At 66.4% G+C, this 23289-nt stretch carries 24 protein-coding genes and 1 pseudogene; 15 read left to right on the forward strand and 10 right to left on the reverse strand.

What is annotated here, in order from left to right; genetic code table 11:
- Positions 1–219: pseudogene (locus WBB14_RS26595) on the forward strand (hypothetical protein); the annotation flags it as partial.
- A gap of 112 nt (positions 220–331) precedes the next feature.
- Here WBB14_RS26595 and WBB14_RS26600 read toward each other — a convergent pair.
- Positions 332–1204 carry an EamA family transporter gene (locus WBB14_RS26600; protein WP_424242413.1) on the reverse strand — a complete coding sequence of 291 codons (873 nt, stop codon included), beginning with the start codon at positions 1202–1204 and terminating at the stop codon, positions 332–334.
- A gap of 296 nt (positions 1205–1500) precedes the next feature.
- Between WBB14_RS26600 and rplS the strand changes: the two genes are divergently transcribed.
- Positions 1501–1881: a 50S ribosomal protein L19 gene (gene rplS / locus WBB14_RS26605; protein WP_006218237.1), complete on the forward strand. Its 381-nt coding sequence runs from the start codon at positions 1501–1503 to the stop codon at positions 1879–1881.
- Between the two features lie 123 nt (positions 1882–2004).
- Positions 2005–2736 carry a CoA pyrophosphatase gene (locus tag WBB14_RS26610; protein ID WP_424242414.1) on the forward strand — a complete coding sequence of 244 codons (732 nt, stop codon included), beginning with the start codon at positions 2005–2007 and terminating at the stop codon, positions 2734–2736.
- Between the two features lie 121 nt (positions 2737–2857).
- Here WBB14_RS26610 and rsgA read toward each other — a convergent pair whose 3' ends face one another.
- Both rsgA and WBB14_RS26620 read right to left on the reverse strand, forming a co-directional pair.
- Entirely contained in the window at positions 2858–3772 is a 915-nt protein-coding gene (gene rsgA, locus WBB14_RS26615; RefSeq protein WP_424242415.1) for a ribosome small subunit-dependent GTPase A, read from the reverse strand.
- Positions 3769–5019: a M48 family metallopeptidase gene (locus WBB14_RS26620; protein WP_424242416.1), complete on the reverse strand. Its 1251-nt coding sequence runs from the start codon at positions 5017–5019 to the stop codon at positions 3769–3771. The genes rsgA and WBB14_RS26620 overlap by 4 nt, the downstream gene beginning before the upstream one ends.
- A gap of 208 nt (positions 5020–5227) precedes the next feature.
- Here WBB14_RS26620 and orn point away from each other — a divergent pair, with 208 nt between their 5' ends.
- Together orn and WBB14_RS26630 are read left to right on the forward strand one after the other, a co-directional pair.
- On the forward strand, positions 5228–5773 hold the full coding sequence (orn, locus tag WBB14_RS26625; protein ID WP_424242417.1) for an oligoribonuclease: 546 nt from the start codon (positions 5228–5230) through the stop codon (positions 5771–5773).
- A gap of 12 nt (positions 5774–5785) precedes the next feature.
- Positions 5786–6760, forward strand: coding sequence for a sigma-54 interaction domain-containing protein (locus WBB14_RS26630; RefSeq protein WP_424242418.1), 975 nt, complete (start codon positions 5786–5788; stop codon positions 6758–6760).
- A gap of 3 nt (positions 6761–6763) precedes the next feature.
- Here the strand turns inward: WBB14_RS26630 and WBB14_RS26635 are convergent, their stop codons facing one another.
- From WBB14_RS26635 to WBB14_RS26645, 3 genes are read right to left on the reverse strand one after another with little or no spacing between them, the layout of a single operon-like run.
- Positions 6764–7726 (reverse strand): tripartite tricarboxylate transporter substrate-binding protein, encoded by a 963-nt coding sequence (locus WBB14_RS26635; protein WP_424242419.1) that lies wholly within the window; start codon positions 7724–7726, stop codon positions 6764–6766.
- Positions 7727–7785: 59 nt separating this feature from the next.
- Positions 7786–8112 (reverse strand): DUF4387 domain-containing protein, encoded by a 327-nt coding sequence (locus WBB14_RS26640; RefSeq protein ID WP_424242420.1) that lies wholly within the window; start codon positions 8110–8112, stop codon positions 7786–7788.
- A gap of 12 nt (positions 8113–8124) precedes the next feature.
- Positions 8125–9486 (reverse strand): acyclic terpene utilization AtuA family protein, encoded by a 1362-nt coding sequence (locus tag WBB14_RS26645; protein WP_424242421.1) that lies wholly within the window; start codon positions 9484–9486, stop codon positions 8125–8127.
- Between the two features lie 179 nt (positions 9487–9665).
- Here WBB14_RS26645 and WBB14_RS26650 point away from each other — a divergent pair, with 179 nt between their 5' ends.
- Positions 9666–10292: an NAD(P)H-hydrate epimerase gene (locus tag WBB14_RS26650; RefSeq protein ID WP_424242422.1), complete on the forward strand. Its 627-nt coding sequence runs from the start codon at positions 9666–9668 to the stop codon at positions 10290–10292.
- Positions 10293–10314: 22 nt separating this feature from the next.
- Here the strand turns inward: WBB14_RS26650 and paaX are convergent, their stop codons facing one another.
- Positions 10315–11244, reverse strand: a complete 930-nt coding sequence (paaX, locus tag WBB14_RS26655) for a phenylacetic acid degradation operon negative regulatory protein PaaX (RefSeq protein WP_424242423.1) — start codon at positions 11242–11244, stop codon at positions 10315–10317.
- 173 nt (positions 11245–11417) lie between these two features.
- Here paaX and paaA point away from each other — a divergent pair, with 173 nt between their 5' ends.
- The 9 genes from paaA to paaK all read left to right on the forward strand — a co-directional run bounded on the left by paaA (position 11418) and on the right by paaK (position 19694).
- Entirely contained in the window at positions 11418–12407 is a 990-nt protein-coding gene (gene paaA, locus WBB14_RS26660) for a 1,2-phenylacetyl-CoA epoxidase subunit PaaA (protein WP_424242424.1), read from the forward strand.
- A gap of 83 nt (positions 12408–12490) precedes the next feature.
- The gene (gene paaB, locus WBB14_RS26665; protein ID WP_088139234.1) at positions 12491–12775 is read left to right on the forward strand and encodes a 1,2-phenylacetyl-CoA epoxidase subunit PaaB; all 285 of its coding nucleotides are present in this window, start codon (positions 12491–12493) and stop codon (positions 12773–12775) included.
- A gap of 15 nt (positions 12776–12790) precedes the next feature.
- Positions 12791–13555, forward strand: coding sequence for a 1,2-phenylacetyl-CoA epoxidase subunit PaaC (gene paaC / locus WBB14_RS26670; protein WP_424242425.1), 765 nt, complete (start codon positions 12791–12793; stop codon positions 13553–13555).
- Positions 13552–14058, forward strand: a complete 507-nt coding sequence (gene paaD / locus WBB14_RS26675; RefSeq protein ID WP_424242426.1) for a 1,2-phenylacetyl-CoA epoxidase subunit PaaD — start codon at positions 13552–13554, stop codon at positions 14056–14058. The genes paaC and paaD overlap by 4 nt, the downstream gene beginning before the upstream one ends.
- A gap of 13 nt (positions 14059–14071) precedes the next feature.
- Positions 14072–15160, forward strand: a complete 1089-nt coding sequence (gene paaE, locus WBB14_RS26680; protein WP_424242427.1) for a 1,2-phenylacetyl-CoA epoxidase subunit PaaE — start codon at positions 14072–14074, stop codon at positions 15158–15160.
- Between the two features lie 48 nt (positions 15161–15208).
- Entirely contained in the window at positions 15209–16873 is a 1665-nt protein-coding gene (gene paaN / locus WBB14_RS26685; RefSeq protein WP_424242428.1) for a phenylacetic acid degradation protein PaaN, read from the forward strand.
- A gap of 134 nt (positions 16874–17007) precedes the next feature.
- Positions 17008–17796, forward strand: a complete 789-nt coding sequence (paaG, locus tag WBB14_RS26690; protein ID WP_424242429.1) for a 2-(1,2-epoxy-1,2-dihydrophenyl)acetyl-CoA isomerase PaaG — start codon at positions 17008–17010, stop codon at positions 17794–17796.
- 2 nt (positions 17797–17798) lie between these two features.
- On the forward strand, positions 17799–18269 hold the full coding sequence (gene paaI / locus WBB14_RS26695) for a hydroxyphenylacetyl-CoA thioesterase PaaI (RefSeq protein ID WP_424242430.1): 471 nt from the start codon (positions 17799–17801) through the stop codon (positions 18267–18269).
- Positions 18270–18380: 111 nt separating this feature from the next.
- Positions 18381–19694: a phenylacetate--CoA ligase PaaK gene (paaK, locus tag WBB14_RS26700; RefSeq protein ID WP_175210047.1), complete on the forward strand. Its 1314-nt coding sequence runs from the start codon at positions 18381–18383 to the stop codon at positions 19692–19694.
- Positions 19695–19728: 34 nt separating this feature from the next.
- Here the strand turns inward: paaK and WBB14_RS26705 are convergent, their stop codons facing one another.
- From WBB14_RS26705 to WBB14_RS26715, 3 genes are all read right to left on the reverse strand, one after another.
- Entirely contained in the window at positions 19729–21129 is a 1401-nt protein-coding gene (locus WBB14_RS26705) for an MATE family efflux transporter (RefSeq protein ID WP_424242431.1), read from the reverse strand.
- The gene (locus tag WBB14_RS26710; protein ID WP_424242432.1) at positions 21126–22856 is read right to left on the reverse strand and encodes an ArnT family glycosyltransferase; all 1731 of its coding nucleotides are present in this window, start codon (positions 22854–22856) and stop codon (positions 21126–21128) included. The genes WBB14_RS26705 and WBB14_RS26710 overlap by 4 nt, the downstream gene beginning before the upstream one ends.
- Positions 22857–22980: 124 nt before the next feature.
- Entirely contained in the window at positions 22981–23247 is a 267-nt protein-coding gene (locus WBB14_RS26715) for a type B 50S ribosomal protein L31 (protein ID WP_424242433.1), read from the reverse strand.
- Positions 23248–23289: the final 42 nt, after the last annotated feature.

The following is a 23289-nucleotide window of genomic DNA, read 5'->3' on the forward strand; positions in this document are numbered from 1 at the left end:
CCGCTGCCGATGCCCGCGCCGGCGATGCCCGTTGTTCCTGTCGAGGCCGCGGTGGCCGCGGCGCCAGCCGCGCGCGAGCGCAGCCTGGGCAACGCCACGGTGGAACCGGTGACGGCTCAGGTGACCATGAAGGCCATGGTGATCGACGTGGTGATGGTGCTGGCTTGGGGCGCGATCATCCCCGGCCTGATGTGGCTGGGCGCCGCCGCCGGGTTCTGAACGGTGCCAGACGCGGTGGAAATCGGTTAAGGGAAACCGGCTCGCGCAATACGCCAACCGAGCGTCGGCCTGGAGGCTGTCGGCCAACCGGAACCGTTCGGCCGAATCTCGGTCAGCTCGAACCCAGCAGGATGACCCCTGCAAGGATGGACAGACAGCCAGCCAGGCGGCCGATTCCGACTTTTTCCCGCAGCAGGAACATGCCGGCCAAGGTGCCCAGCATCATGGACATTTCGCGGGCAGGGGCCACCAGGCTCAGCGGCGCGCCGTTGCGCAAGGCGTACAGCACCAAGATGTAGCCCAACGGCGACAGCAGGCCCACCGCCAGCGCCAGATGCCAGTGTCCGCGCATGGCCTCCCAGGCCTGGGGGCGGCGGCGCAGCATGTGGGGGGTCATCATGGTTGTGCGGGTCACGCAGGTGAACCAGTCGAACAGCACGGGGCTGATCAGCAGCACCTTGACGCCATAGGCGTCGACGACGGTGTAGGCCGCAATGAACAGGCCGATCACCACGCCCCAGCGCACCCCTATCCATGCCTGCGCCTGCTTGAAGATGGCCAGCCGGCCCTGGGTCGCGATCAGCAGCACGCCGGCCACCACGCAGAGCATGCCGATGATGCCGGTGCTGGTGGCGGGTTCGCCCAGCAGCAGAAAGGCGCCGGTGGTGGACAGCAGCGGTCCGGTGCCGCGCGCAATGGGGTAGACCACCGACAGGTCGGCCACCTGATAACCCCGTTGCAGGCACAGGCTGTAGCCCAGATGCAACAGGCTGGAGGTCAGGATGGCGGCGACCACCGGCCAGGTCCAGGTCATGCCGTCGTGTACCAGTACCCAGATGACCCAGGGCGCATACAGCACCGAGGCGCACAAACCATAGGCGAAGACGAAGGGAGCGCCCACCATGGCCGCGCGCTTGGCGAGCAGATTCCACGTGGCGTGGGCCATTGCCGCCAGGACGACCAATATCAGGGACGAGTACGACATGAGGGAACAGCGTCAGATGACGTGTTTGTTACAGAAGACGGAAGGGTACTCCAAACCGCGAGAACCGGGGCCATGTTACCCGAAGCCCAGAGCGATTTTTGGTGTAGAATCATTGGTTTGCCAAATCTCATCCTCTGCTTGCGGCACATGCAACGGGGGCTGGCCTCAGGGCTAGCTGGCCATGCACACGCGACGGATGCGGGCTACGCGCATAGCGCAGTCTTGCAAAAATCGCGTGAACAACATCGAACGGCAAAAGTTTTAGTCCGCAAAGACAAGATGATCTAGGAGTTCTCATGAACCTTATCGCTATCCTGGAACAGGAAGAAATTGCCCGTCTGACCGGCGGTCAAGCCAAGCCTGAATTTGCTCCTGGTGACACCGTCATCGTGAGCGTGAACGTCGTTGAAGGCACCCGCAAGCGCGTGCAGGCTTTCGAAGGCGTCGTCATTGCCAAGCGCAACCGCGGCCTGAACTCCGCGTTCACCGTGCGCAAGATTTCGTCGGGTGAAGCCGTGGAACGTACGTTCCAGCTGTACTCGCCGCAAATCGCCGGCATCGAAGTCAAGCGCCGCGGCGACGTGCGCCGCGCCAAGCTGTACTACCTGCGCAACCGCTCGGGCAAGTCGGCGCGTATCAAGGAAAAGCTGGTCAGCAAGCAAGCCTCGGCGGCTTGATCGCTTATCGGCACACGGCCCTACCAGTGTCGGACGCACACGCCATCCAGCGTTTTCGTTCGGCACGGGTTTCCGGGTTAAAAAGGCACCTGCGAGGGTGCCTTTTTCTTTTTGCAGAGCCGTATGTCTGATTCCTCGTCTTCCCCGCGGCCCCGGCGGCCGCTGGCGCGTCCCGGCTTCGATCCGGCGACGCAACCCTGGGTGGTGGCCAATGAGTCCTTGCCGGCCGTGCCCAGCCGTCTGCTGACCCCGGATTCGCTGCGGGGCACGCTCAGCCAGCCGTCCACCTGGACGCTGGAGCTTTCGCGCGACACCGATCTGCGCTATCCCGGCCGCGAAGGCGCGCCCGTGCCGGCGGCGGTGCTGATTCCGCTGGTGACGCGCGACAACGGCGTGCACATCATGCTGACGCAGCGCGCCGCGCATTTGCACGACCACGCCGGCCAGATCAGCTTTCCTGGCGGGCGCATCGAAACCAGCGATCCCACGCCGGAGGCCGCGGCCTTGCGCGAAGCGCAGGAAGAAACCGGGCTGCCGGGCAATCACGTGGAAGTGCTGGGCAGCATGCCGCCCTACCTGACGGCGACGGGTTTTTCCATCATCCCGGTGGTGTCGCTGGTGCGTCCGGGCTTCGACCTCGCGCCTGACGCATTCGAGGTGGCCGAGGTGTTCGAGGTGCCGCTGTCGTTCCTGATGGACCCCGCCAACCACCGGCTGTACGAAGCCCGCCTGGACGATGGCCGGGTGCGCCAGTATTACGGCATGCCCTATGGCAAACATTTCATCTGGGGCGCGACGGCCGGCATGCTGCGCAACCTCTACCATCTGCTGCGCCACGGCTTCACGCCGCGCTGATCTTGCCCGGCGCGTTACGCCGCAATGAATACGGCCCCATCGAGGGGCCGTATTCATTGCAGGACTGCTGCCGGGATCCGGCGTCTGGCTACGCGCCGCACGCCTTTACCGAACAGGGCGCCTAGTAGCGCTGCTGCCCCGCCAGGTTCTCTTCCAGGATGCGCTGGTACAGGGCGTAGCGCGCCGGATCGATCGCGCCAGCCTGCAGGGCTGCCACCACGCCGCAGCCAGGCTCTTGCCGATGGGTGCAGTTATAGAAGCGGCACTGTTCGATGGGTTGGGTGAATTCCGGGAAGCCGCGGATGATGTCCTCGCGGCTCAGGTGCTGCAGGCCGAAGGCCTGGAAGCCCGGTGAGTCGATCAGGTCGCCGCCCGGGGCGGGCAGGTGATAGAGCCGCGTGCTGGTGGTGGTGTGCTTGCCCATGTCCAGCGCGGTGGAGTGCTCGCGGGTCGGTGCGGCGGCGTCCGGCACCAGGGCATTGAGCAGCGTGGACTTGCCCATGCCGCTCTGGCCCAGCAGCAGGCTGGTATGTCCGGCCAGGCGCGGCGCAAGCAGCGTGTGCACCTTCTCGGGTTCCAGCGCGCTCAGTTCGATCACGTCCACGCCCAGCGCCGCGATCGGCGCCAGCCGCGCGCGCGCCGCCGGCAGCTCGTCAGCCAGGTCGGTCTTGTTCAGGATGATGATGGGCGCGATGTCCGCGCTCCAGGCGCCGGCCAGGGCGCGCCCGGTCAGGTCGTCGGAAAAAGTGGGCTGCACGGCGACGACGATCAGCAACTGGTCGACGTTGGACGCGAACTGCTTGGAACGCATTTCGTCCGAGCGGTACAGCAGGTTGCGGCGCGGCAGGATGGCGTCGATCGCGCCTTCGTCCTTGCCCTGCGGCGTGATGCGCACGCGGTCGCCCACGGCGGCGCCTGCCTTCTTGCCGCGGGGGAAGCACTTGCGCAGCGTGCCGTCTGCCAGTTCCACGGTGTAGTGGCGCCCGTGGGCGGCGATGATGCGGCCTTCGTTGGGTCCGGTGGCGGGTGCGCTCATGCAGCGGCCGCCGTCAGGTGGCGGATGCGCACGGCGGCGGGCGGGTGGCTGTCGTAGAAGGCGGAGTGCACGGGGTCGGGAGTCAAGGTGGCGGCGTTGTCGTCGTAGAGTTTGACCAGCGCGGATACCAGGCGTTCCGGCGAGCTCTGTTCGGCCGCATAGCGGTCCGCTTCGAACTCGTCACGGCGCGAATACCAGCTGGCCACGGGCGTGAGCATGAAAGTGAAGACGGGGATGACCAGGAAGAACAGCAGCAGCGCCATGGCGTCGTTGCGTCCGCCCAGCTGCGGCATGACGCCCAGCCCCACGTAGAACCAGGGTTGCTGCGAGATCCAGCCCAGGATGGCGAAGAACGCCAGCGCGGCGGCGAAGCTGAAGACGATGCGCTTGACGATGTGGCGCTTGGCGAAATGGCCCAGTTCATGCGCCAGCACGGCTTCGATCTCGTCGCCGTTCAGTCGCGCCAGCAGGGTGTCGAAGAACACGATGCGGCGCGAGCGGCCGAAGCCGGTGAAATAGGCATTGCCATGGGCCGAACGGCGCGAGCCGTCCATCACGAAAAGGCCGTTGAGCGCAAAGCCGCAGCGCTGCGCCAGGCGCTGGATGCGCCCGGCCAGTTCCGGGTCGGACAATGGCGTGAATTTATTGAAGAGCGGGGCGATGAACATCGGGTAGATGATCAGCAGCGCCAGGTTGAATGCCGTCCACAGCGCCCAGGCCCAGACCCACCAGTAAGCGCCCGCGCTGCCCATCAGCCAGAGCACGGCGGCCGCCAGCGGCAGGCCCAGCACGGCGGCCACCAGCAGGCCCTTGAGGGCGTCGGCCGCGAACAGCGCGGGCGTCATGCGGTTGAAGCCGAAATGCGCTTCCAGCTTGAACTGCCGCCACAGCGTGAAGGGCAGGCCCAGCAGGCCCAGCAGCAGCGCCACCACCACCAGCAGCAGCATCTGGCGCAGGAAGTCGTTGTCGGTAAGCTGCGCCACCATCAGGTCGATGAACTGCAGTCCGCCCATCAGGGTCAGGCACACCAGCAGGATGGCGTCATAGGTGCGTTCCAGCATGCCCAGCTTGACCCGCGCCACCGTGTAGTCCGCCGCGCGCTGGTGGCTGGCCAGCCCGATACGGTGGGAAAACTCGGAAGGCACCTGGTCGCGGTTGCGCGCGACGTGGCGGATCTGGCGCGTAGCCAGCCACAGGCGCACGGCAATATCGGTCAGCAGGAAGGCAACGAACAGCAGTGTGAACATGGGCGATGCGGCTTACTCAAGTGGGTATGTGCGAAAATCGCGTGTTTTACCGCCGGGCCGCCCCTAGGTAAAAAGCGCCCCTTTTTGGGGGCAGCAAGCCGAAGGCGCAGCGTGGGGGTATTCTTTACCGCCGGGCCGCCCCTAGGTAAAAGCGCCCCCTTGGGGGCAGCAAGCCGAAGGCGCGGGGGCATTCTTATAGGCAAATTATATGGCTGTGAACGAAAACCGCCTGGTTTGGCTGGACATGGAAATGACCGGCCTGGATCCTGAGAAAGAACGCATCATCGAAGTTGCCGTGGTGGTGACCGAACCTGACCTGACGGTCGTGGCCGAAGGCCCCGTGCTGGTGGTGCATCAGGCCGACAGCCTGCTCGATGCCATGGACAGCTGGAACAAGTCCACCCACGGCAAGAGCGGCCTGATCGACAAGGTCAAGGCCTCCACGATTTCCGAGGAGCAGGCCGAGGATACGCTGTTGGCGTTTCTGGCGCAGCACGTGCCGGCGGGCAAGTCGCCGCTTTGCGGCAACACCATCAGCCAGGACCGCCGCTTCATGTTTGCTTACATGCCGCGCCTGGAGCAGTTCTTCCACTACCGCAACCTGGATGTGAGCACGCTGAAGGAACTGGCACGCCGCTGGGCGCCCGCCGTGTACAAGGGCTTCGAGAAGAAGAGCCGCCACGAAGCGCTGGCCGACATCTACGAATCGATCGACGAGCTCAAGTACTACCGCGAACACTTCCTGAAGCTGTAAGCGGTTCGCGCCATGCCTGCCGCCCTGTCCGCCTGCGAGCCGCTCATCGGGGATCACCCATCGATGGCGGCCTTGCGCGATCTGGTCGGCCGGGTCGCGCGCAGCAAGGCCAGCATCGTCCTCATCTACGGCGAGACCGGCACCGGCAAGGGTCTGGTCGCCCGCAACCTGCATGCGCAGTCGGCGCGCGCGGCCAAGGGCTACACCGAGATAAATTGCGCCGCCATCCCGGGCAATCTGCTCGAATCCGAACTGTTCGGCCATGAGCGCGGCGCATTCACCGGGGCGGTGGCGCGCAAGACCGGGCTGCTGGAAGCCGCCAACGGCGGCAGCGTGTTCCTGGACGAAATCCGCGAACTGGATCCGGTCATGCAGGCCAAGATCCTGACCCTGCTGGACAGCCGGCGCTTTCGGCGCATCGGTTCAGTCCAGGAAGTCTCGGTCGACGCCCGCTTCATCGCCGCCACCAACAAGATTCTGCTGGGGGAAGTGCAGGCCGGGCGCTTCCGCGACGACCTGTATTACCGCCTGCAGGTGGTGTCGATCAACCTGCCGCCGCTGCGCGAGCGGGGCGACGACGTCATCGTGTTGGCGCAGCGCTTCCTGGAGCGCTACAACGCCACCCACGGCAGCCGCTTCACCCGCATCGACGACGAGGTGCGGCGCATCTTCAAGGCTTATGCCTGGCCGGGCAATGTGCGCGAACTGAGCAATCTGCTGGAGCGGATCTGCATCCTGGAAGACGGCGATACGGTGCTGGCGCGGCATTTGCCGCAGCGCATCCTGCGCGAAGCGGGCAAGCCCGCGTCGGCGGCCGCGCCCTCCAGTGCCGGCAGCTATGCCGAACAATCCGCGCAGTTCCAGCGCGGCCTGATCCGCGCGGCCCTGCAGGCCCAGGACGGCAACCTGGGGCGCGCCGCCGAGTCGCTGGGCCTCACGCGGCACGCCCTGCGTCACCAGATGCTCAAGCTGGGCCTGGACGGCTGAAGCCTATTCCGCGCTGATGTTGTGCTTGCGCGCGATGCCTTGCCACAGGGCCAGCTCCTCGCGCACGCGCGCGCCGAACTCGGCGCTGTCCATGCGGGAAGGCACGGTGCCGTCCAGATCGAGCAGCGCCTTCATTTCCGGCGAGGCCGAGATCTCGATGAGCGCGGCGTTGAGCTTGTCGATGTAGGGCTGCGGCGTGCCCGCCGGCGCGAACACACCCACCCAGATCTGCACCGAGTAGCCCGGCAAGGCTAGTGCGGCAGGCGGCAGGTCGGGGAAGGCCGGGGAGGGACCCTGCGCCGTGGTGGCCAGCAGCTTGACCTTCTTGCCCTGCACCACGGGGGCCAGCGTGCTGTAGTTGGACAGCATGACGTGGATCAGGCCGCCCGCCAGGTCCGAGGCGGCGTTGGCGGCGCCCTTGTAGGGCACGTGGGTCATGTCAGTGCCGGCCGCGTCGTCCAGCATGACCGTGGCCAGATGCGCCAGCGAGCCGACGCCGGCGCTGCCGTAGTTCAGGGCGCCCGGCTTGCCGCGCGCCGCTTCCAGCAGCTGCTTCAAGGAGGTGTAGGGCGTCTGCGCCGAGGCGGCGATGACCAGCGGACCCTGTCCTATCATTGCCACCGGCGCGAACTGCTTCAGCGGGTCATAGGGCAGGTGCGGCTGGGTGGCGGCTGTAGTGAGGAAGGTCGACGAGGTCAGGAGCAGCACCGAGCCGTCCTTGGCCGAGCGGGCGACGTACTCGGAGCCGATCGCGCCGGCCGCGCCGCCGCGGTTTTCCACGATCACGGTATTGCCGAGGCGGGCCGCGAGTTGCGGCGCGATGGCGCGGGCGATCGCGTCATTGCTGGCGCCGGCGGTGAATGGCACCACGATCTTGACCTGCTTGGGCACTTCCGTCTGGGCCGCTGCCGCGCCGGCCAGCAGGGATGCCGCCAGGAACAACGTTGTTTGCATTAGCGCTTTCATGATCGATTCTCTAGGAGAGCGGAGGTTGAAGCGGGCGCCGGATGCGGCGCCCGCGGCGTTCAGTCCGGCATGGAGACTTCGACGTCCAGCAGCGGCGCGTACTGCTGCGCGCCGAAGATGTCGCCGTCGCCCGCGGAGCCGCTGGGAGCCAGCCGGTAGATCGTGAACTTGATGGCCAGGCCGGGATCGTAATGCACGAAGTCGGAGATGCGGCCGTCGTCGATGCGGTACAGGGCCGCCATGCTGGCGCGGGTCAACGCGCCGGAGCGCTTGACCGCCTCGTAGGTCGCGGGCTCGCGGAAGATGATGTCGAAGGTGATCTTGTTCACGCCCGCGTTCTTGCTGCGGATGGTCTTGGCCAGGGTGCTGAGTTTCTGGGTGCTCATGGTCTTGCCGGCTCAGGCGCCAGCCTCGGTGAGGTGGGTCGGGAAGAGTTCGCCGGCGTCTTTCACCGGCAGCGTGTGGTTCAGGGTCCAGCGGTAGGCGGCGCTGGTGCGCACCACCTCGTCCAGCGGGAACGACACTGAACCGGCCGTGCCCTTCACGTCGGGCAGGCGGGCGTAGAACATCTGGCGCAGGCCTGTGAGCGTCAGTTCCTCGGCCATTTCGGCGGTCGGGGCCACGCCCTGGACCATGACGCAGAGCTCATGGCCGGGCTGGTCGCGCAGCGGTTCCAGGTCGCCCATGACGCCGTCGCGTCCGTAGACCTTGTAATGCAGTTCATAGCCCGAGTCGCCGAAGCGCTCGCGCACCTTGTCGCGCGCCCAGGCGATGACGCGGTCGACGTTGGCGATGGTGTAGGGGTCGCGTATGCCGCAAAGCCCCATGTAGCGTTCGCCGACCTTGCCCGAGCCTTCCAGCTTCACGCGCACCTGGGCGGCGGGCTCGAAGCGCGAACCCGTGATACGGGTGGTTTTTTCGCTCAGTTGCTCGTAGCGGCATTCGGCCATGTCCAGCCGGCCGCCCGCGAAAAATTCTTCGTAGGGATTGGAGCGTTCGTACATCGCATGGCCCGCGACCGAGGCGATGGTGCAGCGCTGGTCGGGGTGCATGGCGGTGACGCGCACGTCCTCCGCCGAGATTTCTCCCATCACGGTTTCCTTGCCGCCATAGGGCTCGGCGCAGAACGAAGCGCATTCCAGCACCTTGCCCAGGTAATAGGCGCGGTCGGCGTCATAGCCCTGATGCAGGGCGGGGGCGGCGAACACCGCGGCGTCGGAGCTGCGCCCGCCGATGACCACGTCCGCGCCGGCCTCCAGCAGCTTGATGTAGGGATGCACGCCGGCGACCGCCACGATGCGGTCGCTGGCGTCCAGTTCGGCCTCGGTCAGGTCGGCGTAGCCGTCCAGGCCCGCCACCTGCTGGCCGTCGCGCAGCGCGCGGCGCACGCGTTCCTTGTCGACTTCCGAGTAGAAGTAACCGACCTTGAACGGCGGCAGCTTGTGTTCGGCGGCGATTTCCTTGATCAGGCGCACGTACAGGTCGACGCGGCTGTTGGAGCCGGTATCGCCGGCCGACCCGATGACCATGGGCACACCCAGCTTGCGCGCGGCCAGCAGCATCTGCTCCAGGTCGTGGCGCTGCCAGGCTTGGGGGCTGGTGGACGTATCGGAACCCAGCGGCACGGGACCCACGTCGTCGCTGCCCGAATCGGCGGCGATGCAGTCCGGCCCGGCGGCCACGCCGAGCTGGAAGCTCTCGGTGCGCAGGGGGGCGAATCCTAAGTGCCCGTTCGGGCAGATGATGCTCATGGAACGCATTGGTGTAGTCTCTTCAGTTGAGTCGTCCGGTCTCGCTCGTACCGGCCATGACTACAACGCAAGATGCGTGCCAACTACCAGGAAGCGAAAATCCCGCGGATTTGCTGCGCCTGGGGCGCGGTTCTTCCTGATTTGCGCGTAAATTTTCACGCAATGCGTGAATTTCACGCATAAAGCCTATGCCATCTTCCTATTCCGTAGCCCAGATCCGCGACGCCGAACGCCAGGCCCTGGCTGCGGGCAGGCGGTTGATGCCGCTGGCGGGGGCGGCCGCGGCCCGTTACGTCGCGGCACGGATCCGGCCCGGGACGGTGGTGCTGGCGCTGGCGGGCCCAGGCAACAATGGCGGCGACGCGCTGGAAGCCGCGACGGGCCTGCGCGCAATGGGTCACGATGTGCGCGTGCTGTTGCCCTCGGGCGCGCAGGGCCTGCCCGCCGATGCCGCCCGCGCCTATGCCGGCTGGCAGGCGGCGGGCGGCGAAACATGGTCCGCGCTGGAACCGGGTTTCGTGCCGGGACTGGTCATCGACGGCCTGTTCGGCATCGGCTTGAATCGTCCGCTGGGCGCCGATTGGCAGGCGCTGGTGGACACGGTCAACGGCTGGAACGTGCCCGTGCTGGCGCTGGACGTGCCCAGCGGCATCGACGCGGATAGCGGCGAGGCTCTCGGCCGTCCGATCCGGGCGCGCTGGACCCTGTCGTTCATCGGCCGGGCGCGGGGGCTGGAGCGCCCGGGGCCGGGACGCGACGCCTGCGGCATATCGGAAGTGGATACGCTGGGGGTAATCCTGGCCCCGGCGAACTGACCCGCCGTACTGGCTTGCGCGTTCAGGCGGGCTTGCCGCCGAAGCGCGAGGCGATGTCGGCCGCCAACGGCGCATAGCGCTCGTTGTCGCGGCCGGCCAGCGCATCCAGGTGCGCTTCCGACGCGTCGAACACCTGCCAGTAGACGCGTCCGCAGATTTCGCGGGCGGCATGGCCGGGCCAGTCCTCGGGCAGCATGGGGCCGGGCAGTTGCGGGTCGTGCAGGACGATGCGGCGCCAGCTGTGCAGCAGCATCACCCGCACGATGAAGGCTTCGGCGGGCGCGGGCGGGGTCTCCAGCAGCTTTTCCAGCGGGCCGAAATTCTTGGAGAACTGGCGGTACTGCTCGGCCAGCTCATCCAGGTTCCAGCATTGCGAGGCCAGGCTGGCTATCGGCAGCCCGCCGGCGCCGGCCAGGTCGCGGGCCGACAGCACCAGCGCCCGGTCCGGGATGCCCAGCTTTTCCAGGATGTCGTGCGCGGCGCTCGCCTCGGTGTGCGGATGCGCGAACAGGCCCGGCGCGATCATGCCGAAACCCTCCCAGACCAGTTCCCGGCGCAGTTCCGCGCGTTCGGCCAGCCCGTTGCCGGTGCGCGGCAGGGCGACCAGCGTCCATTCCCCGTTCCATTCCTGGGGCGGGCCGACATAGATGCGCTGCGAGGCGTGCGCGGTATGGCGCAAGCCTTGCTCGGAAATCAGGTAGAGGCTGCGCCGCCCGTGACGTTCCGATTGCAGCCAGTTCTGGGCCACCAGGCGGAAGACGCTGGTGCGCAGCAGGCGTTCATTGATGCCCAGCGGGGCCAGCAGCTCGATCAGGTCGCCCAGCCAGATGGCGCCGCCGTGCGGCGCCAGGGCGTCGCCGAGCAGGCTGACGCAGAGCGATTTCGCGCGCGGCGGATCGTTCTTGATCAGGCGTGACAGGAAGCGGTCCAGGGGCGACTGAGGGTTTGCCATTAGAGGGGGCGCGGGCGGCTGATATCGGGATCCGCAATATGATACATAAATCCAATGTGATACAGATTTTAGTTTGACAATGAAATTTTTGTATTAAATAATCCGCCTATGACATGACGGCACTGCGGAACGTTTGCTTTGCGTTTTCGCAAACCGTCTTCAAGGAGACAAACATGTACGCTCAACTCGTCGAAACCGGCGTCAAGCAGGTCAAGACCGCGGACCAGCTCGAAGGCCGGGAACAGACGTTCCAGCGCCGGATCGACGACGGCGTCCGCATCGAGGCCAAGGACTGGATGCCGGAGGCCTACCGCAAGACGCTGGTGCGCCAGATTTCCCAGCACGCGCACTCCGAAATCGTGGGCATGCTGCCGGAAGGCAACTGGATCACCCGTGCGCCTTCGCTCAAGCGCAAGGCCATCCTGCTGGCCAAGGTCCAGGACGAAGCCGGCCACGGCCTCTACCTGTACAGCGCCGCCGAAACCCTGGGCGTGTCGCGCGACGACCTGATCGACGACTTGCACGCCGGCCGCGCCAAGTACTCCAGCATCTTCAATTACCCCACGCTCAGCTGGGCCGACATCGGCATGATCGGCTGGCTGGTCGACGGCTCGGCCATCATCAACCAGATCCCGCTGTGCCGCTGTTCCTACGGCCCCTATGCGCGGGCCATGGTGCGCGTCTGTAAGGAAGAGTCCTTTCACCAGCGCCAGGGCTACGACCTGCTGATGCAGATGTGCCTGCACGGCACGCCCGAGCAAAAGGCCATGGTGCAGGACTCGCTGAACCGCTGGTGGTGGCCCGCGCTGATGATGTTCGGCCCCTCGGATGCCGACTCGCCCAACAGCGCCCAGTCCATGGCCTGGAAGATCAAGCTCTTCTCCAACGACGAACTGCGCCAGAAGATGGTGGACCAGACCGTGCCGCAGGCCGAATACCTGGGCCTGACGGTGCCGGATCCCGACCTCAAGTGGAACGCCGAGCGCGGCCACTACGACTTCGGCGAGATCGACTGGAGCGAGTTCTACGCGGTGCTCAAGGGCAACGGCCCCTGCAACCGCGAACGCCTGGCCGCGCGCGTCAAGGCGCACGAGGACGGCGCCTGGGTGCGCGACGCGCTGGTCGCCTACGCCGACAAGCAGGCCGAGCGCAAGGCAGCCTGAACTCGCTTCCGGGCTCCACTCTTCTTCACCACCATTGCAAACCGGAGCGCGCGGCGCGCGCCCGGCACTCGAGGATATCCATCATGAGCAAAGACTGGCCTTTGTGGGAAGTGTTCATCCGCAGCCAGCACGGCCTGGCGCACAAGCACGTCGGCAGCCTGCACGCATCCGACGCCGAAATGGCGATCAACCACGCCCGCGACGTCTACACCCGCCGCAACGAGGGCCTGAGCATCTGGGTGGTGCGCGCCTCCGATATCGCGGCCAGCAGCCCGGGCGACAAGGATCCGCTGTTCGAACCGGCCAACAGCAAGGTCTACCGGCATCCGACGTTCTTCCCGATGCCCGAAGAAATCAAGCACATGTAAGACGGCGGGGGAGACATGGACAAGACTCTGTTTGAATACCTGCTGCGCCTGGGCGATTCCTCGCTCATCCTGTCGCAGCGGCTGGGCGCCTGGACCGGCCACGGCCCCATCCTGGAAGAAGACCTGGCGCTGACCAATACCGCGCTCGACCTGCTGGGCCAGGCCCGCATGTGGCTGACGCTGGCAGGCGAAGTCGAAGGCGCCGGCCGCGACGAAGACGCGCTGGCCTATCTGCGCGACGCGCACCAGTTCCACAACGTGCTGCTGGCGGAACGCCCCAACGGCAACTATGCCGACACCATGGCGCGCCAGTTCCTGTTCGACGTCTGGCACTACTTCCTGTTGCAGCGCCTGGAGCAGTCGAGCGACGAACGCGTCGCCGCCATCGCGGCCAAGGCCATCAAGGAAGTGACGTATCACGTGCGCCGTTCCTCGGACATGGTGGTGCGCCTGGGCGACGGCACGGCGGAAAGCCATGCCAAGATGCAGGCGGCCATCGACGACGCCTGGCGCTTCACCGGCGAGCTGTTCGCCGACGACGCCATCGACCAGGACGTCGCCGCCCGCGCCATCGGCTGTGAGCTGTCGGCCCTGCGCCAGCCCTGGCTGGCGCATGTGCGCGAAGTGCTGGAAGAAGCCACCCTGACCGTGCCTGACGAGTCCGCCGCCAACCACCTTGCGTATCGCGGCGGCCGCCAGGGCAGGCACACCGAGGAACTGGGCTACGTGCTCGCGGAAATGCAGTTCCTGCCGCGCGCCTATCCGGGAGCGACGTGGTGAACGCGCTTGCGCCCGTTTCCGCCGACCAGGTGTACGCCTGGCTGCAGGAGGTTCCCGACCCGGAGATCCCCGTGCTGTCCGTGGTGGATCTGGGCGTGGTGCGCGACGTGTCCTGGGATGGCGACGCCTGTGTCGTGGTCATCACGCCCACGTATTCCGGCTGTCCGGCCATGCGCGAGATCACCCAGGACATCCAGCAGACGCTGGCCCGCCACGGCGTCGACGAGGTCCGTGTGGAAACCCGGCTGGCGCCGGCCTGGACCACCGACTGGATGAGCGAAAAGGGACGCGAGGCGCTCAAGGGCTACGGCATCGCCGCGCCCGCCGAACGCGCCGTCGACATCTCGGGCATCAGCCGGCGCGCGGCCGGCCCCGCCATCGCCTGCCCGCGCTGCGGTTCGAAAGACACGCGCCTGGTCAGCAACTTCGGCTCCACGTCGTGCAAGGCGCTGTATCGCTGCGTGTCTTGCCGCGAGCCCTTCGATTATTTCAAGACTCACTGAGAGCGGTTTCGCAATGAGCCAGAACCAATTCCATGCCTTGACGGTGGCCTCGGTGGCGCGCAACACGCGCGACGCCGTGGTCGTGACCTTCGACCTGCCCGAGACGCTGGCGCAAGAGTTCGCCTTCCAGCCGGGCCAGTACCTGACGCTGCGCACCGAGCTGAATGGCGAGGAACAGCGCCGCTCCTACTCCATCTGTTCCGCGCCGCATGACAAGCTGTTGCGCGTGGCCATCAAAAAGGTGGACGAGGGCGTTTTTTCCAGCTGGGCCAACCATGAGCTGCAACCGGGGCAGACCCTGGAAGTCATGGCGCCGGCCGGCAACTTCACCGTCGATTTTTCCCCCGAAAACAAGCGCCACTATGTGGCGTTTGCCGTGGGCAGCGGCATCACGCCCGTGTTCTCGCTGGTCAAGACCGCGTTGTCGACCGAGCCTGACAGCACGTTCACGCTTTTCTTCGGCAATCGCGCCTCGTCGGCCGTGCTGTTCCGCGAAGAGATCGAAGACCTGAAGAACCTCTACATGGAGCGTTTCTCGCTGGTCTACATCATGAGCCGCGAGACCCAGGACATCGAACTTTTCAACGGTCGCCTCGACGGCGACAAGGTCGACCAGCTGATGGCGGCCTGGATGAGTCCCGAGGATATCGATTACGCTTTTGTCTGTGGCCCGCAGACCATGACCGAAAGCGTGGTCGAGCGGCTGCAGGCCCGCGGCATTCCGAAGTCGAACATCAAGTTCGAACTGTTCGGCGCGCCCAAGGGGCCGCGCGCATTGCGCACCGGCCAGGACGCCCGCCAGGCGCCTGGCAAGGGCCAGTGCGAGGTGACCGTGGTGCAGGACGGCCACAGCCGTATGTTCGTGATTGAAAAGAATAAAGACAGCGTGCTGGATTCGGCGCTGGCGCAAGGCATCGAACTGCCGTATTCGTGCAAAGGCGGAGTGTGTTCCACCTGCCGCTGCAAGGTCATCGAAGGCGAGGTGGACATGGACGCCAACTTCGCCCTGGAAGACTACGAAGTGGCGCGCGGTTTCATCCTGAGCTGCCAGAGCTTTCCGGTCAGCGACCGCCTGGTCATCGACTTCGACCAGGAAACCTGACCCGGCCCGCGCCAGGCAGAAAAAACCATATCCATTTGGAGAGACGCAGTGTCCCAACAATTCTTCGAACGCCACCAGCCCCTGCTGGAACAAGCCATGGCCGCCGCCTCCTTGCGCGGCTACTGGAGCCCTTTCGCCGAGTCGCCCAGCCCCCGCAACTATGGCGAGACCGCCAACGACGAGGGCCGCGCCGCCTTTGAAGCGCTGCAAGGCAAGCCTTTCCCGCTGAACCTGCATGACGCCGACGGCACCGTGGGCGGCGAGCAGTCGCCCTTCGGCTTCGACCTGGGCATCACCTATCCGCGCGTGCCCGCCGACAAGCTGATCGCCGCTTCCAAGCGCGCGCTGGAAGACTGGCGCCGCGCCGGTCCGCGCGCCTGGGTGGGCGTGTCGCTGGAAATCCTGTCCCGCCTGAACAAGCGCAGCTTCGAGATCGCCTATGCGGTCCAGCACACCACCGGCCAGGGCTTCATGATGGCCTTCCAGGCCGGCGGCCCGCACGCGCAGGACCGCGGCTTCGAAGCCGTGACCTACGCCTGGCAGGAAATGTCGCGCATCCCCGGCGTGGCCGTTTGGGAAAAGCCGCAGGGCAAGAATGATCCGATCCGCATGGAAAAGCAGTTCACCGTGGTGCCGCGCGGCGTCGCGCTGGTGATCGGCTGCTCCACCTTCCCGACCTGGAACGGCTACCCCGGCCTGTTCGCCAGCCTGGCTACCGGCAACACGGTCATCGTCAAGCCGCACCCCGGCGCCATCCTGCCGCTGGCCATCACCGTGAAGGTGGCGCGCGAAGTGCTGCAGGAGGCGGGCTTTGACCCGGACGTGGTGCTGCTGGCCGCGCATGCCGCCGGCGACGACACCGCGCAGAAGCTGGCGCTGGACCCGGCCGTCAAGATTGTCGACTTCACCGGCAGCACCGCCAACGGCGACTGGCTGGAGAACAACGCCCGCCAGGCGCTGGTCTACACCGAGAAGGCCGGCGTCAACCAGGTCATCATCGATTCCACCGACGACCTGAAGGGCGTGGCCCGCAACCTGGCGTTCTCGCTGGCCCTGTACTCGGGCCAGATGTGCACCGCGCCGCAGAACATCTACGTGCCGCGCGACGGCATCCAGACGCCGGAAGGCCGTGTCAGCTTCGATGAGGTCGCGGCCGCCCTGGGCGCCGCGGTCGAGAAGGTCGGCGCCGATGCCGCCAAGGCTGTCGAGCTGACCGGCGCGATCCAGAACGAAGGTATCGTCGAGCGCATCGAGAAGGCCCGCGCGCTGGGCCTGCCGGTGGTGGCCGACAGCAAGGCGCTGACGCACCCGCAATTCGAGAACGCCCGCGTCCGCACGCCGCTGCTGCTGCGCACGGAAGCCGGCAACGCCGCCATCAGCCAGGAATGGTTCGGCCCGATCGCCTTCGTGGTCGCCACGGATTCCACCACCCACAGCATCCAGCTGGCGCGCGACAGCGTGATCAAGCATGGCGCGCTGTCGCTGTCCGCCTACACCACCAGCGACGCCGTTGCCGATCAGGTGCAGGACGCGGCGGAAGTCTCGGGCGTGTCGCTGTCGCTGAACCTGACGGGCGGCGTGTTCGTCAACCAGACGGCCGCCTTCAGCGACTTCCACGGCACCGGCGCCAACCCGGCCGCCAACGCCGCGTTGTCGGACTCGGCCTTCGTGTCCAACCGCTTCCGCGTGGTGCAAACCCGCCGTCATGTTTGATCCCACCCCGAAGCGCTGCGCGCTTCCCCCTCGAGGGGGAAGCTGCGGCTCGGCAAAGCCGGCTCCGCGCGGCCCGGGTTGGGCGTTGCGCATAATCTCTGATGCGAGTGACGTGCCCGCTATGGATAACTGATATGACCTATCAAGACATTCAATTTGACCTGTCCGGCGGCATCGCGCGCCTGACGCTGAACCGTCCCGACAAGCTGAACAGCTTCACGGCCAACATGCACGGCGAAGTGGCCGACGCGTTGGCGCGCGTGGAAACCGAAGGTGCGCGCGTGCTGCTGCTGACCGGCGCGGGCCGCGGCTTCTGCGCCGGCCAGGACCTGAGCGAGCGCAAGCCCGCGGCCGACGGCACGCCGCCCGACCTGGGCGAAACCGTCGACAAGTTCTACGGGCCGCTGGTGCGCCGCGTGAACGCCTTGCCCATGCCGGTCGTGGTGGGCGTGAACGGCGTGGCCGCCGGCGCGGGCGCCAATCTGGCGTTCGCTGGCGACATCGTCATCGCCAAGGCTTCGGCCATGTTCATCCAGTCGTTCTGCCGTCTTGGGCTGATCCCCGACACCGGCGGCACCTTCGTGCTGCCGCGCCTGGTGGGCCGCGCCCGCGCCATGGGTTTGGCCCTGTTGGGCGATAAGCTCAGCGCCAAGCAGGCCGAGGAGTGGGGCCTGATCTGGCAATGCGTGGCGGACGAAGAATTCGATGCCACGCTGGAACGCTTGGCGCAGCACTTCGCCAAGGCGCCCACCAAGGGCCTGGCTTTCACCAAGCGGGCCATGCAGGCCAGCCTGGGCAATGACCTGTCCACGCAGCTGGACCTGGAGCGCGACATGATGCGCGAACTGGGCCGCAGCGCGGACTACGCGGAAGGCGTGGCCGCCTTCCTCGGCAAGCGCGAACCGCAATTCAAGGGGCAATAAGAATGAACGCACACGTTCCCGCGGTCGAAGTGCCGGCCGATCCCCAGGAACTGGCGCAAGCCGTCGGTACCGCGATGTACGCGGACGACGCGGCGTCGCAGGGCCTGGATATGAAAGTCGAGGAAATGGCGCCGGGTTTTGCGCGCCTGACGATGCGCGTGCGCGCCGACATGCTGAACGGCCACAAAACCTGCCACGGCGGATTCATCTTCGCCCTGGCGGATAGCGCCTTTGCTTTTTCCTGCAATTCGCGCAACGTCAGCACCGTGGCCTCGGGCTGCACCATCGATTACCTGGCCCCGGGCTTCGAAGGCGACCTGCTGACCGCGGTGGCCCAGGAACGCTCGCTGGCCGGCCGCACCGGCGTCTACGACGTGACCGTGACCAACCAGGATGGACGCAACGTGGCGCTGTTCCGCGGCCGCTCCTATCGCATCAAGGGGCAGATCGTCGGCGTCCCCGCGGACGCTTGAGCCAGCCATCCAACCAAAGATACGGCCGCGGGCCGGGCCGCGAGCGGGCAGGGCTTCCGCCCGTCGCGCGACCGGGCTCCGCGCAGAGAGAATTTCAGGAGAGAGATAACCATGTCCAACACCATGAGCAAGCCGGGGCTGGACCCCATCGAGCATGCCAGCGAGGATGAGCTGCGCGCGCTGCAACTGGAGCGCCTGAAGTGGTCGCTCAAGCATGCCTATGAAAACGTGCCGCACTACAAGAAGGCTTTCGATGAAGCCGGCGTGCACCCCGACGACCTGAAGCAACTGTCCGATATCTCGAAGTTCCCCTTCACCACGAAGAAGGAACTGCGCGAGAACTATCCCTTCGGCATGTTCGCCGTGCCGCGCGAGCGTATTTCGCGTATCCATGCCTCCAGCGGCACCACGGGCAAGCCGACGGTGGTGGGCTACACCAAGAGCGACCTGGACAACTGGGCCAACCTGGTGGCGCGCTCGATCCGCGCGGCGGGCGGCAAACCCGGCGACACCGTGCACGTGGCCTACGGTTACGGCCTGTTCACCGGCGGCCTGGGCGCGCATTACGGCGCGGAACGCCTGGGCTGCACGGTCATCCCGATGTCGGGCGGACAGACTGAAAAGCAGGTGCAACTGATCAACGATTTCCGTCCGGACATCATCATGGTCACGCCCTCCTACTTCTGCAATATTCTGGAGGAACAGCGCCGCCAGGGGATTGATCCGCGTCAAAGTTCACTGCGCATCGGCATCTTCGGCGCCGAACCCTGGACCGGACAGATGCGCGCCGACATCGAGGCCGAAGCCGGCATCGACGCCGTGGACATCTACGGCCTGTCCGAAGTGATGGGGCCGGGCGTCGCCAGCGAATGCGTCGAGACCAAGGACGGCCCAGTGGTCTGGGAAGACCACTTCTACGCGGAAATCATCAATCCCGACACGGGCGAACCCGTGGCCGACGGCGAGCCGGGCGAACTGGTGTTCACCTCGTTGACCAAGGAAGCGATGCCCATCATCCGCTACCGCACCCGCGACCTGACGCGCCTGCTGCCGCCGACCGCACGCAGCATGCGGCGCATCGGCAAGATCACCGGCCGCAGCGACGACATGCTGATCGTGCGCGGCGTCAACATGTTCCCGACGCAGGTCGAGGAGCTGGTGCTGAAGATCGCCCAGCTGGCTCCGCACTATCAGTTGGTGCTGTCGCGCACCGGCAATATGGACGAGCTGGAAATCCTGACCGAATTGCGCGCCGAGTTCTCGACGCTGTCGGATGCGGAGCGCGCGAACCTGGGCAAGCAGCTGCAGCACGCGGTCAAGACGCACATCGGCGTCAGCGCGCGCATCCAGGTGTCGGATTCGGGCCACGTGGAACGCACGTTGACCGGCAAGGCGCGGCGTGTGATCGACAAACGGCCGAAATAAGGTCCCAAAAAAAGCAGCCGCAAGGCTGTTTTTTTTATTTGATCGTCCCGCGCACGATGCGCCGGTACCAGTAGTGCAGCAGGGCGGCCGACAGGCCCAGGCCGACCATGGCCATCAGCCACATGCTGCCCGCGCCCTGGGGCGAACCGGGAACCAGGATGGCGCGCACGCCGTCCAGGCCGCCGCGCCCCGGGCCGAAGCCGAACCACCAGCCGCCGACCAGCCCCACGCCCGCCAGAGCCACCACCTGCAGCAGCAGGGGCACCACCGCTACCTTGTGGGCGCGCAGCAGGTAGGAGTTGATGCACTGCATCGAATCGAACAGGTGGAACAGGGGCAGCACGGCCAGCAGCGTGGTCGCCACCGCGGCCACCTCGGGGTTGTTGGTGTAGGCGGCCAGGATGAGCGGCCTGCCGGCCAGCAGCACCGCCGCCGTGAGCAGCGCGCCCAGGATGCCCAGCGTCAGGCCCGCCATGCCGGTGCGGTGCGCATGGGCGAGATTGCCCGCGCCGATGGCCTGCGCAGTCAGGGCGGCCGTGGCCACGCCCAGCGCCATCGGCATCATGTAGCAGAGCGCGGCCAGGTTGGACATGATCTGGTGGCCGCCGGTCACGAAGGTGCCTTCGCGCGCCACCAGCAGGGCCATGAACGTAAAGGCCGACACTTCCACCAGATACGAGCCGCCCATGGGGATGCCCAGGCGCAACAGCTCCTTCAGCGTCTTCCAGTCGGGCTTGCCGACATGCAGCTTGAAGCGCCGGTAGTAGCGGTCATGGGTGATGACCCACAGGCCCAGGCCCAGGCTCATCCACGACACCACCGCCGTCGCCAGGCCGGCGCCTGTGGCGCCCATGGCCGGCAGGCCAAGATTGCCGTAAATCAAGAGCCAGTTGAAGAAGGCCTTGAAGCCGATCGCCGTGAGGTTGATGGCCATGACCAGCTTGGGACGCGAGACCGAGGTGCCCAGCGCGTAGATGGTGCGGAACACCAGCGCCGCGGGCAGGGCCAGCACCAGGGCCTGCAGATACGAGCCGATGCGTTCGCGCACGCCTGGGGCGACTTCGCCCGACATGGACAGCCACATGTCCGGGAACAGCAACAACACGGCGCCCACCACCGACAGTCCCAGCGCCAGCCACACGCCCTGGCCCCAGCTGCGTCCGACCTCGAGGTTGTTGCCGGCGCCGAAGTGCTGGGCAAGGATGGGAATCAGGGCGTGCACCACGCCCATCAGCCCGACAAAGATGGTGATGTAGATGGATGCGGACAAGGCCATCGCCGCCAGGTCGGCGGCGCTGGAGTGGCCCGTCATGGCGGTGTCGAGCACGCCGAAGGAGATGCCGGCCCATTGGCTGACCAGCACCGGCCACGCCTGCCTGGCGATGCCGCGCAGGGTGGCGCCGAAGCTCATCGGCGCAGCGGGCGCCGGCGTCATCGGGGAGAGCCGACCCTGAGCAGGCGGAACACTTCCTGGCGATCAGCGCGCCGGCCGCCTTGCCACAGCACCTCGGCGCCGTCGCTGTAGGCGGCGGTATTGTCCCGCAGGCTTTGGTTGCTGGTCTGCTGCAGCACCAGCGTGCACTTGGAGTCGAAGGTGAACGTCAGGTTATTGAAGATCAGGAACGAGGCGCGCTGCCCGCTGCCCAGGCTCAACCCGCGTACGCACTCGCCGGGGCGCACGTTCTGCTCCAGCGCCTGGGCCAGTTGGCCCGACACGGTGCGATAGCTGCGGGCGTAGTCCACCGCGGGCTGCCAAAGCAACACCAGCAGGATCCAGGTGACCGTCAGGCCGCCGGCCGACAGCACGGTGCCGCGCCACAGCGCTTGCGGCCGCCCCCGCAGCCGCCATACCACCAGCGCGATCCAGCCCAAGGTGAAACCCACGGCCAGCGCGAACGCCACCCAGGAGATCTCGGGCTGGTAGCCGGTGGTCTGGCGCGCGATATTGCGGGAAATCTGCGCCGGCCATTGGAAATGCAGCGCGACCCAGCCCAGCCAGACCGTGGCAGCCGTCAGGGAAAAACACATGACGGCAAACCAGTCCAGCGTGTTGACCACGCCGCGACGCAGCGTGGGCAGTGAAAACGCGCCGAGCACCGCGCAGGGCACGGCCAGCAGCACGTACTCGGAGTCCGTGGCTTCTTCCAGGCCGAACAGCACCAGCGCCGAGCAGACCAGCAAGGCCAGGGGCAGCCAGATGTGGGGCGCATAGAGCCAAGCGCGCCAGCGCCAGACCGCCAGCAGCGCCAGCGGCCAGGTTGGCCACAGGTACCAGGGCAGATCGCGCAGCGTGCGTCCCATGTCGTGCCAGGAGGGCAAGGCGAAGGAAGCCAGGTTCCAGGTCTTCCAGTTGCGGATCCAGTACTCGCTGCTGTGGCTGGCGGGAATCCACCAGGCCAGGATCAGGAGGGCGGCAAGCAGCGCGGCCCAGGGTAGCCAGCGCCGGCATTTCCATAGCTGGCTGCGGGGGTAGAAAGCCAGGGCCGCGCCCACCATGATGGGGAGGGCGCCGACCCAGCCACGGGTCAGGAAACTGGCCGCCAGGGCAATGCCCAGGGTGGTGCTGCCGGTGAACGGCCGGTCTATGCTGCGCGCCAGCGAATAGAAGGCTAGCGCCTGCCACGCCATGATGGCGGGCACGACAGTGGTTTCGTGGGTGCGCTGCAGGATGCCGACCGTGGCCAGCAGTAGCAGCAGCGCGGCGTCGGCCAGCATGCGCCCGTAGTCGCGCGGCTCGGGCTCGCCGCCGAAGGGCAGGGCCAGCGGTTGCGCTTCGGCGCGGCGTCCCAGCAGATAGGTGCCGTACCAGACGCTGGTCGCGGTGATGCCGAACCACAGCAGATTGGGCAGGCGGCCGGCGGTAATGTCGCCGATGAAGGGGCCGAACAGCCAGATGCAGATTGCACCCACCCAGGTGATCAGTGGCCCTTCCTCGGCGTGGGCCAGGTGTCCCACCTGCGGTAGCAGCCAGGTGATGCCGCCTTCGCGGATCGCCGTGAGCATGGTCGCCAGCCCCACCGCATCATCTGTTTTCCACGGGTCGCGCATGAACAGGCCGGCCACGATATAGGCCAGCGACAAGCCCAGCAGTATCAGTCTGGGCAGTTTCGCGGTAGCCACGGACGTGAGCCGGGCCGGAGTGGAAATGGAAAGTGGGGACACGGGCGTTAATGTAACCGAGTGGTCTGATTGCGCTAGTACCCAGCGTCATGAGCGGACGGCCAGGGAGAAAAAAAAGCAGCCCGGAGGCTGCCTTTTTGCTGCGGCTCCCGTGGGAGCGACAGGATCAGGAAGCGGACTTGACCGTGCCGGCAGTGCGGGCGAAACGGGCGCGGAACTTTTCCACGCGGCCGGTTTCGACGATGCGGGTCTGGGCGCCCGTGTAGAACGGGTGCGATTCGGAGGTCACGTCGCACTTGAAGAGCGGGTACGTCTTGCCATCCAGTTCGATGGTTTCGCGCGTGTGCAGGGTCGAACGGGTGATGAACTTGTTGCCCGTTTGCAGATCGGCGAAGACGACTTCGCGGTATTCGGGGTGAATGCCTTCTTTCATGGTGCTTTCCTAGGGCTCTTTCGAGCCTTGCAAGTTGTTAGG

The organism is Achromobacter sp., from assembly GCF_049647645.1.
Lineage (GTDB): Bacteria > Pseudomonadota > Gammaproteobacteria > Burkholderiales > Burkholderiaceae_B > Achromobacter.